This is a genomic window from Deinococcus detaillensis (assembly GCF_007280555.1).
GTDB lineage: Bacteria > Deinococcota > Deinococci > Deinococcales > Deinococcaceae > Deinococcus > Deinococcus detaillensis.
On sequence record NZ_VKDB01000030.1, the window covers coordinates 1 to 15364 of the forward strand.

Genomic DNA, 15364 nt, shown 5'->3' on the forward strand with positions numbered 1-15364 from the left:
TGGCTCAACGCCGCCATCATCATTGTGATCGTGCTGGGCAGCATCGGGCTGGACTTCTACCAGACCCGGCGCTCTCAGGTGGCCGCCGAGTCGCTGCGTTCTCAGGTCGCGCCCACGGCCACGGCCAAACGGGACGGCGTCTGGAGCGAACTGCCAAGGTCAGCGCTGGTGCTGGGCGACCTGATTCGCCTGACAGCAGGCATGCTGGTTCCCGCCGACGCGCAGCTCCTGACGGCCACCGATCTGCACGTCCAGCAGTCGGCCCTGACCGGTGAATCGATGCCGGTGGAGAAGACGGCCAGCCTGAGCGGTTCAGCGGCGCTGGACAACTCCACTCCAGAAAATCCAGCCGACGCCAGCAATCTGGTGTTCGTGGGGTCGAGCGTGGTCAGTGGGCGGGCCGAGGCGCTGGTAAGCGCCACCGGCGCACGCACCACCTTCGGCGGCATCGTGACCAGCTTGGCCCGCCGCGCCCCGGAGACCGAGTTCGAGCGCGGCATGAAGTCGTTCAGCTTGTTCATCGTGCAGATCGTGCTGTTTCTGACGCTGTTCGTGTTCGCGGTCAATACGCTCCATAAACGCGACCCGCTCCAGTCGCTGCTGTTCGCCGTGGCGCTGGCGGTGGGCCTGACGCCGGAGTTCTTGCCGATGATCACCACCATCACGCTGTCAAACGGGGCGAGCCGCATGGCGAAGAAAAAGGTGATCGTCAAGAACTTGTCGAGCATCCAGAATTTCGGGCAGATGGATACGCTGTGCAGCGACAAGACCGGCACGCTGACGGGCGGCGTGATGACGCTGGCGGGCCGCCTGGACCCGGCGGGCGCGCCTTCCGAGCGCGTCTTTATGCTCGCTTACCTCAACAGCTTGTTCGAGACCGGCATCACCAATCCGCTCAATACCGCCATCCTCGACACCTCTGCTTCCGGCATCAAGGGGGCTGACCCGCTGGATCAGGCCATTCTGAACGCCGATCACCCGGACGTGCAGCTGTACCGCAAGCAGGACGAAATGCCGTTCGATTTTGAGCGGCGGCGGGCTTCGGTGGTGGTCACCAAGGCAGGCAAAAGCGGCCACCTGATGCTGACCAAGGGGGCACCGGAGAGCGTGCTGGCGGTCTGTACCACTTATGAGCACAGTGGTGAGGATGAACAGAATGCAGGTGCGCTGCCGCTGGACGCCGCCGCCCAGGCCCGTATCTCGGCGGTCTATCAGGGCTTCTCCGCCCAGGGCTTGCGGGTCATCGCGGTGGCGCGGCGGGACATCCTGGAAGCAGATCAGCAGCCCGCCTACCAGGCCAGCGACGAGCATGATCTGACCCTGGTGGGCTTTGTGACCTTCCTCGACCCGCCGCTGCCCGACGCCCGTGAGGTGCTGGACGAACTGCGGGCCAAAGGCGTGGCCGTCAAGATTCTGACCGGCGACAACGAACTGGTCGCCCGGCACGTCTGCGAGGCCGTGGGGCTGGACGTGGGCCGGGTGGTGTTGGGCAGCGAACTGGCGGCCATGACCGACACCGCGCTGCTTCAGGTCGCCGAGGCCAACACGGTGTTTGCCCGCGTGGCTCCGGCCCAGAAAAACCGCATCATCTTGGCGCTCAAGGCCCGCAAGCACGTGGTCGGGTACATGGGCGACGGCATCAACGACGCGCCCAGCCTGCACACCGCCGACGTGGGCGTCAGCGTGGCCGGGGCCACCGACATCGCCAGAGACGCCGCCGACATCATCTTGCTGGAGCCGGGGCTGCGGGTGCTGCTCAGCGGCATTCTGGAAGGCCGCCGGGCTTACGGCAACGTCATGAAGTACCTGCTGATGGGCACCAGTTCCAACTTCGGCAACATGTTCAGCATGGCTGGGGCCTCGGTCTTCCTGCCGTTTTTGCCGATGCTGCCGACGCAGATTCTGGTCAACAATTTCCTGTATGACCTGGCGCAGATCACCATTCCCAGTGACAATGTGGACGACGCTTTCATCCAGAAGCCGCACCACTGGGATATCGGCCTGATCCGGCGCTTCATGTTCTGGATCGGGCCCATCAGCTCGGTCTACGACTTCCTGACCTTTTACGTGCTGCTGCGGGTTTTTCATGCCCGCGAAGCTGAGTTTCATACTGGCTGGTTTATTGAGTCGCTGGCGACCCAGACGCTGGTGATCTTTGTGATCCGCACCTTCGGCAACCCGCTGAAATCGAGGCCCAGCCGTCCTCTGGCGTTGGCGGCCACCCTGGTGGTGCTGGTCGGGGCGCTGCTGCCGTTCACTCCTCTCTCGGGACTGCTGGGCTTCGTGCCGCTGCCGCCGCTGTATTTCGTGTTCCTGATTGGAGCTACGTTGACCTACCTGGGCCTAGTGGAATTGGTCAAGCGCCGCCTGTTCGGGCAGGTGATGGGCTGAGAAGATCTCTCCTTCTCAGCCCATCATGAGCTGTACTGGCTCTTCAGCGTCGTGCTCGAGCTTGAGACTCAGCAGGCCTTTGAGCACCTGCCAGAGTTGCTGCGCAACCTCCACGTTTCGGGAACAACTGGAAACACAAGCATACGTTCCTGATGCTGCTCATTTTCACAAATTTCAGTCGCGCCGCCCAGCTTGGCGTCACCTCGGGGACTATGCAAGGAGCTGAGGAGATTTAAGATTCAGGCAGACTGAACCGTCATAAGCGGCCCCATCAAGCACGACCCTAACAAGACCGTTGCTGGAAAGCGCCTTGTTCCTAGAGGCCGAGTGTGTCAGGTTGATGAAATGAATAGGGAACGCCCATGAAGGTCGGTGTGGTTGGCGCAGGACTCGTCGGAGCGACAGCGGCCTTCGCGATGGTGCTGCGCGGCAGCTGCTCAGAGCTGTTGATGGTGGACAAAAACGAACAGCGCGCCGAGGCTGAGGCCGCTGACATCGCCCACGCCGCGCCGATGTCGCATGCCGTCCGGGTGTCGAGCGGCGGCTACGAACAACTCAGCGGTGCCCGTGTGGTGGTGCTGGCAGCGGGCGTCAACCAGACGCCGGGCGAGTCACGGCTCGATCTGCTGGCCCGTAACGCCGCCGTGTTCCGCGAGGTTGTGCCGCAGGTGGCGCGGGCCGCTCCGGACGCTGTCTTGCTGGTGGCGACCAATCCGGTGGACGTCCTGACGACCCTGACGGCCCGGCTGCTCGCCCACTCGTCCGCGCAGCCAGTGATCGGCTCGGGCACGGTGCTCGACAGCGCCCGCTTCCGCAGCCTGCTGGCCGGGCAATCAGGTCTAGATCCGCAGAACGTTCACGGCTACGTCATCGGTGAGCACGGCGACTCGGAAGTGCTGGCCTGGTCGGGCGTGAGCGTGGCTGGACAACCCCTCGGAGAATTTCTGAAGGGACGCGGCATCCTCTTTGATGACGTGTTCCGCTTGGAAATTGGCGCGGCGGTGCGCGGCGCGGCGGCGAAGATCATTGGAGGCAAGCAGGCGACCTATTACGGCATCGGCGCGGCGCTGGCGCGGATTACCGAGGCGGTGTTGCGTGACCGCCGCAGCGTCTTGACCGTGAGCGCTGCGGCACCGGGCGACGTGGCCTACAGCTTGCCCAGAGTGGTGGGCGGCGCGGGAGTTCTGGAGACCTTGATGCCCAAACTGGACGCGCCAGAGCAAGAAGCGCTTGAGCGCAGCGTAGCGGTGATCCGGGAAGCGGCGGCACACCTCTAAACGTTGGGACGGGTTCCGCATGGCAATCGCTCGCCGCCCACCGCAGGGCAGCCTCAGCGCTGAGCAGGTGGGACCCGAGGGGCATCTTAGGAAACAGCTGAACTACACAGACAGAGGTGAGTGATCCTCATTCACTCTCCGTCACATTGCCCTTGAACATTAGATCATTCGTATATTATAATTCATGCATGAAACAGAGCATCCACCTCTACAAAGCCAGCCTCTTCAAAAGCCTCGCCCATCCCCTCCGCCTCGCCATCCTCGACGCCCTGCGAGACGGAGAAAAAACCGTCACGCAGCTCCAGGAACTCACCGGCGGCGAACAGGCCACCATCAGTCAACACCTCACCGTCCTCCGCACCCACCATTTCATCACCTTCCGCAAGGAGGGCACCCTCGCCTACTACCGTAACGAGGACCCAGAGGTCTACATCTTCCTCGACCTCGGCCGACAACTCTACGAACGTCAGTTAAACCGCTACCGCAAAGAGATCGACGCGCAGGTGGTCAGGAGATGAGCGTCCCGGCCCGCGCCTCTCCTTCCTCCCCCTTCAACGTTCTCAACCCCCTGCCGGTCTGGAAAACCGAGTTTAAAGGCTACACCCGCGCCCGCTTCCTGCAAGACCTCCTCGCTGGCGTCACAGTCGGCATCGTCGCCCTGCCTCTCGCCCTCGCGTTTGGCGTGACCAGCGGCGCGGGTGCCGCTGCTGGCCTGATCACCGCCATCATTGCGGGCCTGGTGGCCAGCGCCTTTGGAGGCAGCCGCTTCCAGATCACTGGCCCCACCGGCGCGATGACCGTCGTCCTGCTTCCCGTCATTGCCCAGTACGGACTGTCCCAGGTCTTCGTGATCGGCCTGCTGGCTGGCTGCCTGCTCATCCTTGCCAGCTTGCTGCGCTTGGGCCGGGCCGTTCACCTGATCCCCTGGCCAGTCATCACGGGATTTACCAACGGCATCGCCGTCATCATTGCCCTCCAACAACTCCCGGCTGCCCTGGGCCTGCAATCACCCAGAGGGGAGGGCATTCTGCTGACCTCCCTCGCCGTGCTCCGAACCTTCTTGGGCGCTCCACAACTGGCCCCACTCGCACTCACCGCCGCCACCGCAGCCATCATGCTGGCGTGGCCGCGAGTCACCACCCGTGTCCCAGGCGGCATCATCGCTCTGCTGACCGTCACTGGCATCAGCCTGGCCCTCCACCTTGACGTGCCCCGCATTGGGGTCATTCCCGCTGGCCTGCCGCTGCCCCACTTCCCCACCATCAATTTCACTTCCATTCCCGCGCTGTTCAGTGCCGCTCTCGCGGTGGCCGTCCTCGCGGGACTCGAAAGCCTTCTCTCTGCGGTGGTGGCCGACGGCATGACACGTGGAGCACGCCACGCCCCCGACCGGGAACTCTTCGGTCAGGGGCTGGCCAACATCATTGCGCCCCTCTTCGGCGGCATTCCTGCCACCGGCGCAATTGCCCGCACCGCCGTCGGTGTGCGCAGCGGCGGCCAGACCCGGCTGACCGGCATCATTCACGCGCTGTTCCTGCTGCTGGTGGTCCTCTTGCTGGGACGCGCGGCTGCCCTGATTCCTCTCAGCGTCTTGGCCGGAATCCTGCTGGTCACGGCGCTGCGCATGTTTGAAACCCACGCCTGGCAGGCCCTGCGCCGCTCGACCCGCAGTGACTTCTTCATCATGCTGGCCACGCTCACGGTCACGGTCGCCTTCGACCTGATTCTCGCCATCGAAGTCGGGTTGGCTCTGGCCGGGGTGCTCTTCATCCAACAGATGATCCGCAGCATGCATCTCGAAAAGATGGACGTAACAGACGACGCCCCCAGTGACGCCGACTTGGCGCTGCTGCGTGACCGTGTACTGGCTTACCGCGTGGAAGGTCCCTTGTTCTTCGGCGTGGCTGGCCGCTTCCTGGAGAACTTGACCGCGAATCAGGAGGTGGACGTCGTCATCCTTCGGCTGCGGCGCGTTCATCACCTGGACGCCAGTGGCGCGCATGCCTTGGAAGGCATTCATCAGGAACTGCAGGCGCACGGGGTCACGCTGCTGCTCAGCGGCATGCAGCCCCAACCGCTGGCGCTGCTGACCCGCATGGCGCTGCTGGGGGCGCTCACGACGAACCGGCATCACCTGTTCGAGACGACACCGCAGGCCATTGAACACGCCTGGTCACACGTGCAGCGCCGCTTTCAGGAAGTGAAGGCATGATAGCGGAGGCAGACCGCTTACTCCTGTAGGTGACGCGAATACAGCACTGTGAAAGTCTCATTCAACTGCTTTCCAGCCGGATGAGGTCATGTGGGAGACCCTGCGTGCGCTGATCCCCATGGCGTGTCCGACTTTGGTCAACTGCCTAGGAACCACCACGCCCGTCACCATCACTGGCACGCCGGCCGCGTCGTAGCGCCCCACGTCGATGTGCTGACCCTCGCGCCGCTTCAGCCAGAGGCTCTGGCCGCTTGGGGCAATGACCCGGATGGGCGTCGAAATCTGACGTTGCCTGATGCAGCAGGAGACGCGCAACTCGTCGTCCCCAGAGTCTGCCGGGCTAAGCCGTGTAGCTTGGTGATCGTCTCACACGGGCGCGGCGGGCTGGCGAGCGCTGGTATCCAACATGCACCATTTGACAGCTTGCTGGACGCCATCGACGCGCAGGGCTTCGTGCTACTGCTCAGCCGGGCCAAGCACCTGGGGCAACACGGCGGCGCTGTCTTCCATCCAGCGCAGTGGCGCTAGTGGCCGGACGGGTCAACTTGCAAGACGCGGTGAGGTCATCAGTGAACCGGGGCAAAAGTATTACCGACGCTTACGGCTCGGCGTCCCTTCAAGCATCTGATCCGGTCGATTATTTCCAGCACTTTACCCACAGGCGCACGCCGCTGATGGTGGTGGTCAGCCCGCAAGACACCGTGGTCAGCAGCGCAAAGAATGGCGGTCGCCTGGCTCACTTGGCCCGCGCCGCTGGGGCCAGCCTCCAGTTGGTACAAGTCAGCAGCCAGCACCTCACGTACGGCTACGTGAATGCCGAAGTGGGACGGCAGATCGGGGCGTTCTTTTTGCAACACCGCTGAGTCGTCCAAACCGATTCAGTTCACGTAACCGCGTCACATTTTTAATTCTGCCCTGCACCATGACCGCCGAGGAGAACCATCAACTCGGCGGTTCTGCGTTGCCCTTGAGGTTGGCCTGAATATTGGGCAGGTGCAGCTTCACCGTTAAGCCATGAGGTGAAGTGGACGCCAGCTCCACCGTGCCGCCGTGAACCTCCGCGACACGCTGCACAATGGCCAGGCCCAGGCCACTCCCGCTCTCACGGGTGCCAGGCACACGGTAAAAGGCCTCCATCAAGCGGGGCAGCACTTCCGGCGGCACACCGGGGCCAGCGTCGCTGACCGACAAAACGATCTGCTGAGCGGCAGTGGATAAGCCCACGGTGGCTGTCGCTGCGGGCGCGTATTTATTGACGTTGATCAATAGATTGATCAGGACCTGACTGATCAACGCTTGACTTCCGGAAAACAGCAGGTGGGCCGGGCCGCAGTAGGCCGCGCCGTGTTGCTGGGCCAGTGCACCGCTGATCTCGGCCAGGTCGAACATCTCATGCTCGGCACTGTTCTCGCGGGAGAGCAGCAGCAGCGCCCCCGTCAGGGCGGTGAGCCGCTCGACTTGCTGGTCGACCGTCGCGATCAGTTCGGCGTCACTGATCCAGCCTTGGGCGTTGGCGTCCACCTGCGCCCGAAGCGCCGCAAGTGGCGTGCGGAACTCGTGGGAGGCATGGCGCACGAATTCCGTTTCACGCTGCCGAAAGGCCGAGAGCCGCTGGAGCATGGTGTTGAAGCTGCGGGCCAGTCCGGCGATTTCGACTTGCTCTTGCGGCGCGTCCACCCGTTCATCCAGTTGTCCGGATTGCGCCACCCGTTCGGCGGCCCGCGAGAGATCACTGATGGGCCGCACCATGCTCCGGCTCACCAGCAGCGCCGCTGCCACACCCAGCAGCGACATCACCACCACCGACAGCGTGACGGTGGCCAGATAAGCGGCCAGGCCCTGATGGTAGGACCGCAGCGGAATACTGGCCTGTAAGAGTGTGCCTGCTCCCAGATCCGGCACCGCGAGTTGCTGGGTCAACCACTCGTCGCTGTGCTTGTCGTCGTCGCCGTGCTTGGTGGCGGTCTGGGGAAAGGGACCGCCGTATTCCTGAATCACCTTTTCACGCCGGATCAAGCGGGCGCGGATACCGTTCTCGTTGGGCAGGTAGGTCGGGGCGTCTCCCTCAGCGCGGTCATGGGCCAGCGCGGCAAGGTAGGTACTCAGGTCGTTGCGCAGGGCCGCATTGGCGGTCTGGCGAAAAGTCAGGAAACCGAAAAAGCCCTGAGCCAACAGTGCGCCCGTGACAATCAGAGCGATCAGCAGCGCCAGTCGGACGCCCAACTTCATGGTCGGCGCTCCAGATTCGCCAGGCCCAGTTGGTAGCCGCGCTGAACCGTCTGGATCACCTCGGGACTGAGTTTGGCCCGCAGATGGTGAACGCAGACTTTGACCACGCCGAGGTCGCTGGCCCGCTCACCCCACACCACATCCAGCAACTCCTCTGCCGAAAAGACCCGCCCCGGTGCGCGGGCCAGACGTTCCAGCACATCGTATTCCCGCAGGCTCAGGGTGACGGTGCGGCCCTCCCAGTGGACCTGCCGCGCTGCCAGATCGAGCGACAGTGAGCCGTAGCTCAGCAGATCGGTCTTGGCCTCGCTGACCCGCCGCAGCAGCGCCCGAACGCGGGACAGCAGTTCAGAGAGATGAAACGGCTTGGTCAGGTAATCGTCGCCGCCGAGGTCCAGTCCCTCCAAGCGGTCATTCAGGCTGTCGCGGGCCGTCAGGAACAGCAGGCTTCCCCGGTAACCCGCCGCCCGCATCTCACGGGCCAGCACAAAACCGCCGGATTCGTCTTCGGGGAGTTGCACATCCAGCACCGCCAGATCGGGCTCCAGGGTCAGCAGGGCGGCCCGCGCCTGGGTCAGATCAGCGGCGTAATTTACCGCGTAGCCTTGTGCGGCCAGCGCCCGCCGCAGCGGTAAGGCAATCGCCTCCTCGTCCTCCACCAGCAAGATCAGCACTTTGTCTTCCTGATACGCATATCTTGGCTGTTCACCTGTTCAGCATGCGCGTTTGGGGTTACGACTGGGTTAAACGTGAGGGTTAAGCGTAACCAGACCATAACCGACTCGCCTTACGGTTGATCCCGTTAAGACCATCAAGGAGACGAGATGAAGAACTGGATTTTACGTTACTGGCTGCTGATTCTGGGTCTGCTGCCGCTGCCGCTCCTGGCGCTCCGGGCCTCTCAGGGCGGCGCGTTTGAGATCATCAACCCGGCAGGCACCCTTTCCACGCTGGCGTTTGTGGGCTGCCTGTCGTGCACCCCGCTGCATCTGCTGATTCGCCAGGCCTGGCTGCTCAAACTCAAGCGCCCTCTGGGGGTATTGGCCTTCGGCTACGGCGCACTGCATTTTCTGGCCTACGCCGTGGATCTGGGCACCCTCCAGGACACCGTGACCGAAACCCTCCGTAGGCCCTCGTATGTGTGGGGTACGGCGGCCCTGCTGGTGATGCTGCCGCTGGCCCTGACCTCCAACAAAGCGGCGATGAAACTGCTCAAGCGCAACTGGAAGCGCCTTCAGCAAGCCTCATATGCGGTAGTGGGCCTGCTGATCGCCCACCTGCTGCTGCTGCCGCACATCAAAGCCGAGTACCAACTCTTCGCCCTGGTCTTGCTGGCGGGGCTGCTGCTGCGTCTCCCTCCCATGCGCCGCCTGCTGAACCAACGCTCGCTCACCTTCAAGTTGCCGACCCGCAACTGAAGTGTAGCTGTGCCGTTAAGGAGAAAAGTTATGTTCAAGTCTTCACAGACCGACCAGAGACAGGAAGCTGACCTGGGCCGCCGCGACGCCCTGCGCGTGATCGGCTGCTTGCTGTGTGCCGCTGCCGTGCCCGGCGTCTCGTCGAAGGCTCAGGCCCAGTCGCTGGGTGCGCCTCTCAACATTCTTAGGCCTTCTGAGGCGCTGGCCGCTGACGGGTTCAAGCTGATGTCGGTGGCGGGTGATCCGGCGATTTTGTATGCCAGCAAAACGCCGGTAGCGGACGGCGTGCAGCGGGGTCAGGTCTGGCTGACCGTCTATTCCCGGATCTGTTCGCACCGCAGCACCGTCGTGATTGATCCGCCGCGAAATCAGGTCATGACCTGCCCCAAACATCATCAGGCTTACGACCTCGCCACTGGTCAGCCGACTGGATACGTCCACCGTACTTCAGACCCGCTGGCCCAGTACAGTCTTCAGGTAAGGCCCGATCAGTCGGTCTGGATCACTGGAATGATTCGCCCGCAAGCAGGGTGAAATGCGCTTGACCACTGCTCTACCGCCTCGGCGCAGACTGCGCGGCATGACAAGGTTGACTCCATTTCGTTGGACTCAGGTGCAGCAGTGGCGGCGCGAGATTGTACGGGCGGGTCAGCAGGTTAATTAAAATTTAAAGTGCAACTGGACTGAACCGACGACGGGGGGAACCTCTTCTTGACAAGCTCACCCTTGAGATCTATAAATTAATGAAGTCAATTAAAAAAGGGGGTGCTCGAATCGGAGTGCAGTGGTCTGGAAGCCAGAGAGAACACAACCGGCAACAGTTGTTGTGGCAATTTCTCGAACACGGCGCACTTTCGCGGGGTGGACTGGCCGGGCGCACCGGCCTGTCTGCCGTGACCGTCAACCTCATCACCAGGGCACTTGAAGACCAGGGCTTGATCATCGAAATCGGAAAAACGGAAGGCGCAGCGGGGCGTCCGGCCAGCATCCTCGATCTGCACCCGCAGCTGGGGACCCTTGTTGGTATCGACTGTCAGCCTGGAGAAATTCATCTCCTGACGGGTGACATCCGGGGGCATCAGCGCCAGAGGACGCTCCTACAGGCTTTCCGCTCTGAGGAGCTGCATGCTCAGCTCATGGCGGAGGTTGCCGAACTGCTGCGCTCAGCACCGCACGGTCCGGTGAGGCACATCACCGTCAGTGTCCCTGCGCCAGTCTCGGGCGCTGGCCAGATGGGAGAACCCAACTCGCTGCCTCAACTCGACCTCGCTCCGCTTCAGGAGGTCGCCGCACGCAGCGGTGCGGACATCGTGCTGGAAAACGACGCCAACCTCTGGGCGCTTGCCGAAAAATATGACGGTGCGGCCAGCGACGAGGACGACTTCATGGTGCTGGTGCAGCGCCGCAGCGGCATCGGCCTGGGGCTCTACCTCGGCGGCACCGTGTACCGGGGAACGAACGGAATGGCCGGCGAACTGGCGCTGGCCCGCTGGCCTCATCAGGCGTGGCCCACCCCAATCGAACAATTGCCCGAGGCCCTCAAGCAAGCAGCCCTCGCTTACCTCGTGGGCGCGGTGGCGGCCTCGCTCGATCTGCGGCTGGTTATCGTCACCGACGACGCTCAGTCCAGCGGCCAGGACATCATTCAGTCACTGCAGCACCTTGCCCCACAACTCTGCGTAGTCCGTTCACACCTGGGCCCGAGCGGCTCGGTGCTCGGCGCTTTGACGGCCAGCCGGTTGCGGTATGCCGCTTCACTTCTCTCGTCCAGCGCCGCCCCAGCCTTGTCTCTAAATTCAGCGCCGGAGTCGTCCCTGCTGGCGCTCTCCCCCACTCACCTTTACCGGAGGTTGTCATGAAACGAATGATTCTCGGTCTGTCACTGCTGCTGTCCTCTGCCTCCACGGTCTACGCCGCTCCCGTGACCCTACACGCCCTCTTTATGAAACAGGCCGCCTACAGCGAAGCCAACATCAAGGACATGACCAAGGCGTTCGAGGCCAAGAATCCCGGCGTCAAGATCAACCTCGAATTTGTTCCGTATGAGGGGCTGCACGACAAGATCGTCAGTTCCGCCTCGGCCGGAAGCAACGGCTACGACGTAGTGCTCTTCGACGTGATCTGGCCCACCGAGTTCGCCAAGAACGGCTTTCTGACCGACGTGACCAGCCGCATTCCCGCCGCCGACAACAGCCGCGTGTTTTCAGGTGCCTGGACGACGGTGACCGCTGACAGCAAGCGTTACGGCATGCCCTGGATTCTGGACACCAAGTACCTCTTCTACAACAAAGACATGCTCAAGAAAGCGGGCATCGCCGCGCCGCCCAAAACCTGGGAAGAACTGCAAAAGCAGGCCGCCATCATCAAGGCCAAGAAGCTGGTGGAATACCCCATTGTCTGGAGCTGGAGTCAGGCCGAGGCGCTGATCTGCGACTACACCACGCTGCTTTCCGCTTACGGCGGGCAGTTCTATACAGGCGGCAAACCGGCCTTCAATACCGGCGGCGGTCTCAAAGCTCTCCAGTACATGACTGGTTCGCTCAAGAGCGGCCTGAGCAATCCCAACAGCACCGAGTACCTCGAAGAAGATGTCCGCAAGGTCTTCTCCGACGGCAAGGCGGCCTTTGCCCTGAACTGGACTTACATGTACGCCATGGCCAACGATCCCAAGCAGTCGAAGGTCGCCGGTAACGTGGGCATCGTTCCGGCACCGGGCGTCGCCGGAGTGAGTCAGGCCAGCGCCATGAACGGCAGCATGGGCCTGGGGATTCCGACCGGCAGCCCCCATAAGGACGAAGCCTGGAAGTTCATTCAGTATTTGACCTCCGCTCCGGCGCAGGAGCAGTTCGCTACCCTGAGCCTCCCGATCTGGAAAGCCAGCTACAGCAAGCCCGCCGTGGTCAAGGGGCAAGCCGATCTGGTGAAGGCGGCCAATACCTCGCTGAACCTGATGTTCCCGCGCCCCACCATCGCCCAGTACCCTCAGCTCAGCACGCTGCTCCAGACCTCGCTGCAAAAAGCCCTCCTGGGCAGCCAGACGCCCGCACAGGCCCTTGATTCGGCGGCCAAGGCTGCCAGCCGCTTCCGCTGATGACGCGCGGCCAGCGGGCATCCCCGGCGGCGGGTCAAGGCTGGCCTTTCCTGCTTCCGCTGCTGCTCATTTTGCTGTGCGTGATCGGCTATCCACTGATCCGCACCCTCTATCTCAGCTTCACCGACGCCAGTTTGAACGCGCTGGGCATCCGGCCCGCGTGGCTGGGCTGGGACAATTACGTCTACGCCCTGACCAGCCCGGACTTTCTCTCGTCGCTGTGGCACAGCACCTATTTCACCGTCGTCTCGGTGGCCCTGGAAGTGGTGATCGGCGTGCTGGTGGCCCTGCTGCTCAATCAGAAGTTTCGCGGACAGGCTTTTGCGCGCGCGCTGCTGATCTTGCCGTGGGCCATCCCGACCATCGTGAACGCGACCATGTGGCGCTGGATCTATAACCCGGAATACGGTGCACTCAATGCCCTGCTGACCCAGACCGGCTTGATGGGTGATTACCGCTCGTGGCTCGGCTCACCGTCCTCCGCCATGAACATGGTGATTCTGGCCGACGTCTGGAAGAACTATTCGCTGGTGGCCCTCATCGCGCTGGCAGCCCTCCAGAGCGTTCCCGACGAGATCTACGAAGCGGCAGCGCTGGACGGCGTGCCCATCTGGACGCGCTTCTGGCGGCTGACCTTGCCGTTTATCCTCGGCCCTCTCAGCGTGGCCGTGGTGCTGCGCACCATCGAAGCGTTCAAGGTCTTCGACATCATCTACGTCATGACGCGCGGCGGCCCGGCAGACGCGACCAAGACGGCCTCGTTCTCGGTTTATCAGGAGGCTTTCACCTACCTGCAAGCGGGCAGCGGCGCGGCCTACGCCAACGTGATGGTTCTGATCAGCGCCCTGCTGATCGCCGGTTACCTGCTATTGATGAAGCGCCAGAGGGCCGCTTGAAACGCACGCCCCTCCAGAGCGGGCTGCTTTACCTGGGCGTCTTCGTGTTCGCCGCCAGCGTCTTGCTGCCGGTGGCCTGGATGCTGATCAGCAGCGTGATGCCCGCCAGCGAACTGACCGTCAAACCGCTGCGCTGGTGGCCCCAGCACGCCGACTGGAGCCGCTACCGGCTGCTGCTGACCCTCGGCGAGAACACCCCCGGCCAAACGTTTCTTTATGCCCTGCGAAACAGCGCGGCGGTGGCCATGACAACCACCCTCTTGGCTTTGCTGGTGGGCATTCCGGCGGCCTACGCCCTCTCGCGGTTTCCACGCGGCAAGGACTGGATTTTGTCGAGTGTGGTGGCCACTTACATGCTGCCCCCGGTGGCCCTGCTCTTACCGCTCTACCAGATGCTGGCGCGGCTGGGGCTGCTCAACACCGTCTGGGGGCTGATTCTGGTCTACTGCTGCATCATCATGCCGTTCGCCACCTGGCTGCTGAAGTCGAATTTCGACACGGTGCCCCCAGAGATCGAGGAGTCCGGCCTGGTCGATGGGCTGAGCCGCTTCGGGGTGATGACCCGCATCACCGTTCCACTGGCCCTGCCTGGCGTGGTGACCACCGCGATTTTCGCCATCCTGCTGGCCTGGGACGAATTTTTCTTTGCCCTGCTCTTTACCAACGGTCTGGCAGCCAAGACCTTACCGGTCGCCATCTCGGACTTCACGGCGGGGCGGGCTACCGATTACGGCCTGATCATGACGGCTGGGGTGCTGGCCGCCCTGCCGCCGGTGCTGATTGCCGTAGCGCTGCAACGTGGCCTGCTGGCTGGCCTGACGTCGGGAGGCGTCAAAGGATGACTGTTATGCACACCCCAACGTCCACTGATGCACCAAGCGGTCTCGACCTGATCCGCTGGGAACAATCACGTCAAGTCGCCGACGCCCACGCCACCTGGAACGACCCGGCGCAGCAGCACCAGGCGCAGCAGATCGCCGAGGCGCTGCGTCAGCCTGGGGCGTCTCTGCTCCTGCTGGGAATGGGGGCCAGCCACCACGCCAATTCGGCGGCGTTGGCCGCTTACCGTAGCGTGGGCATCACCGCGCTGGCCCTATCGCTCGACGAAGCCCTAAGCATGCCCCTGCCGCCCAGCGCAGCGCAGGTCACCTTACTGGTCAGCCAGTCCGGCGAGTCCGGCGAACTCCGCACGTTTCTAGAAGCGGCCAGCACTGATCGCGGGCCGACCTTTGGGCTAAGTCTGAGTCCTGACAGCTACCTAGTCCGCCAGCTGCCCAGCCTCGTTGCTGCCGGTGGACCGGAAGTGGGTTTTGCGGCCACCCGGTCTTACCTGCTGACTCTGGTGCTTCACAGGCTGATCTTGCGGGCCTACTCGCCAGAGGCGGCACATACCGACCTGCCAGCACTGGACGGCGAGGCCCTGGACTTCAGCCGCTTTGGGCAGGTGCGGTCGATGGTGTTTGCTGGTTCAGGGGCTCTGGCGGGTCTGGCGGCTATGGCGGCCCTCGGCACCATCGAACTCGGGCGCTTTCCAGCGCTGCACTACGACCTGGGACAGCTGCGGCATGGGCCGCTGGAACTGCTGACGCCCGAGACGGGCATCGTCCTGCTGCGCCGCTCAGACGAAACCGATTACGAGCGCCAGACAGCCGAATCCATTTTGAAGGCCGCTCAGGCCGCTGGCTGTCTGTCACTGTCCCTGGTGGCCGAGGTCTCAGCGCTGCCCCTGGGCCTCCTCACGGCTCCACTCAAGCTGTGTCTGCCGGTGCAGCAACTGGTGATTGATCTTGCCCTTCAGCGCGTTGAGCGGGTTGGTGAGCCGGTGCGAAGTTCGAAGGTGACCCGGTAAT

General features: G+C 63.2%; 15 protein-coding genes. 13 read left to right on the forward strand and 2 right to left on the reverse strand.

The features are described from left to right. The 6 genes from mgtA to FNU79_RS16620 all read left to right on the forward strand — a co-directional run. Positions 1-2391: magnesium-translocating P-type ATPase (mgtA, locus tag FNU79_RS16595; protein ID WP_143721914.1), on the forward strand; the 2391-nt coding region annotated here is incomplete at its 5' end. 362 nt (positions 2392-2753) lie between these two features. Beyond that, positions 2754-3668 carry an L-lactate dehydrogenase gene (locus tag FNU79_RS16600; protein ID WP_143721915.1) on the forward strand — a complete coding sequence of 305 codons (915 nt, stop codon included), beginning with the start codon at positions 2754-2756 and terminating at the stop codon, positions 3666-3668. A gap of 188 nt (positions 3669-3856) precedes the next feature. Then, positions 3857-4186 (forward strand): ArsR/SmtB family transcription factor, encoded by a 330-nt coding sequence (locus tag FNU79_RS16605; protein WP_143721916.1) that lies wholly within the window; start codon positions 3857-3859, stop codon positions 4184-4186. Continuing rightward, positions 4183-5880 (forward strand): SulP family inorganic anion transporter, encoded by a 1698-nt coding sequence (locus FNU79_RS16610; RefSeq protein WP_143721917.1) that lies wholly within the window; start codon positions 4183-4185, stop codon positions 5878-5880. The genes FNU79_RS16605 and FNU79_RS16610 overlap by 4 nt, the downstream gene beginning before the upstream one ends. A 123-nt stretch (positions 5881-6003) precedes the next feature. Beyond that, positions 6004-6408 (forward strand): hypothetical protein, encoded by a 405-nt coding sequence (locus tag FNU79_RS16615; protein ID WP_185974771.1) that lies wholly within the window; start codon positions 6004-6006, stop codon positions 6406-6408. Positions 6409-6449: 41 nt separating this feature from the next. After that, complete coding sequence (locus FNU79_RS16620; protein WP_143721919.1) at positions 6450-6743, forward strand: hypothetical protein; 294 nt, start codon at positions 6450-6452, stop codon at positions 6741-6743. Between the two features lie 79 nt (positions 6744-6822). Here FNU79_RS16620 and FNU79_RS16625 read toward each other — a convergent pair whose 3' ends face one another. Then, positions 6823-8109, reverse strand: a complete 1287-nt coding sequence (locus FNU79_RS16625) for a HAMP domain-containing sensor histidine kinase (protein WP_143721920.1) — start codon at positions 8107-8109, stop codon at positions 6823-6825. Beyond that, positions 8106-8783 (reverse strand): response regulator transcription factor, encoded by a 678-nt coding sequence (locus tag FNU79_RS16630; protein WP_143721921.1) that lies wholly within the window; start codon positions 8781-8783, stop codon positions 8106-8108. Before FNU79_RS16630 ends, FNU79_RS16625 begins: the two co-directional genes overlap by 4 nt. Positions 8784-8933: 150 nt before the next feature. On the opposite strand from FNU79_RS16630, the gene FNU79_RS16635 reads away from it, so the two are divergent. The 7 genes from FNU79_RS16635 (at position 8934) to FNU79_RS16665 (ending at position 15363) form a co-directional block, all read left to right on the forward strand. Next, complete coding sequence (locus FNU79_RS16635; RefSeq protein ID WP_143721922.1) at positions 8934-9527, forward strand: ferric reductase-like transmembrane domain-containing protein; 594 nt, start codon at positions 8934-8936, stop codon at positions 9525-9527. A 30-nt stretch (positions 9528-9557) separates the two neighbouring features. Continuing rightward, positions 9558-10061 carry a Rieske (2Fe-2S) protein gene (locus FNU79_RS16640; RefSeq protein ID WP_143721923.1) on the forward strand — a complete coding sequence of 168 codons (504 nt, stop codon included), beginning with the start codon at positions 9558-9560 and terminating at the stop codon, positions 10059-10061. 287 nt (positions 10062-10348) lie between these two features. Next, positions 10349-11386, forward strand: coding sequence for an ROK family protein (locus FNU79_RS16645; protein WP_185974772.1), 1038 nt, complete (start codon positions 10349-10351; stop codon positions 11384-11386). Next, positions 11383-12618, forward strand: a complete 1236-nt coding sequence (locus tag FNU79_RS16650; protein WP_143721925.1) for an extracellular solute-binding protein — start codon at positions 11383-11385, stop codon at positions 12616-12618. Before FNU79_RS16645 ends, FNU79_RS16650 begins: the two co-directional genes overlap by 4 nt. Next, entirely contained in the window at positions 12618-13514 is an 897-nt protein-coding gene (locus FNU79_RS16655; protein ID WP_143721926.1) for a carbohydrate ABC transporter permease, read from the forward strand. The genes FNU79_RS16650 and FNU79_RS16655 overlap by 1 nt, the downstream gene beginning before the upstream one ends. Further along, positions 13511-14356, forward strand: a complete 846-nt coding sequence (locus FNU79_RS16660; RefSeq protein ID WP_225430138.1) for a carbohydrate ABC transporter permease — start codon at positions 13511-13513, stop codon at positions 14354-14356. The genes FNU79_RS16655 and FNU79_RS16660 overlap by 4 nt, the downstream gene beginning before the upstream one ends. Then, entirely contained in the window at positions 14353-15363 is a 1011-nt protein-coding gene (locus FNU79_RS16665; protein WP_143721927.1) for an SIS domain-containing protein, read from the forward strand. The genes FNU79_RS16660 and FNU79_RS16665 overlap by 4 nt, the downstream gene beginning before the upstream one ends. Position 15364: the final 1 nt, after the last annotated feature.

What these genes read in the sequence shown, in the direction of transcription:
- FNU79_RS16600 (WP_143721915.1), top strand. Translation starts at nt 2,754, where the DNA reads ATGAAGGTCGGTGTGGTTGGCGCAGGACTCGTCGGAGCGACAGCGGCC.
- FNU79_RS16605 (WP_143721916.1), top strand. Translation starts at nt 3,857, where the DNA reads ATGAAACAGAGCATCCACCTCTACAAAGCCAGCCTCTTCAAAAGCCTC.
- FNU79_RS16610 (WP_143721917.1), top strand. Translation starts at nt 4,183, where the DNA reads ATGAGCGTCCCGGCCCGCGCCTCTCCTTCCTCCCCCTTCAACGTTCTC.
- FNU79_RS16625 (WP_143721920.1), bottom strand. Translation starts at nt 8,109, where the DNA reads ATGAAGTTGGGCGTCCGACTGGCGCTGCTGATCGCTCTGATTGTCACG.
- FNU79_RS16635 (WP_143721922.1), top strand. Translation starts at nt 8,934, where the DNA reads ATGAAGAACTGGATTTTACGTTACTGGCTGCTGATTCTGGGTCTGCTG.
- FNU79_RS16640 (WP_143721923.1), top strand. Translation starts at nt 9,558, where the DNA reads ATGTTCAAGTCTTCACAGACCGACCAGAGACAGGAAGCTGACCTGGGC.
- FNU79_RS16650 (WP_143721925.1), top strand. Translation starts at nt 11,383, where the DNA reads ATGAAACGAATGATTCTCGGTCTGTCACTGCTGCTGTCCTCTGCCTCC.
- FNU79_RS16655 (WP_143721926.1), top strand. Translation starts at nt 12,618, where the DNA reads ATGACGCGCGGCCAGCGGGCATCCCCGGCGGCGGGTCAAGGCTGGCCT.
- FNU79_RS16665 (WP_143721927.1), top strand. Translation starts at nt 14,353, where the DNA reads ATGACTGTTATGCACACCCCAACGTCCACTGATGCACCAAGCGGTCTC.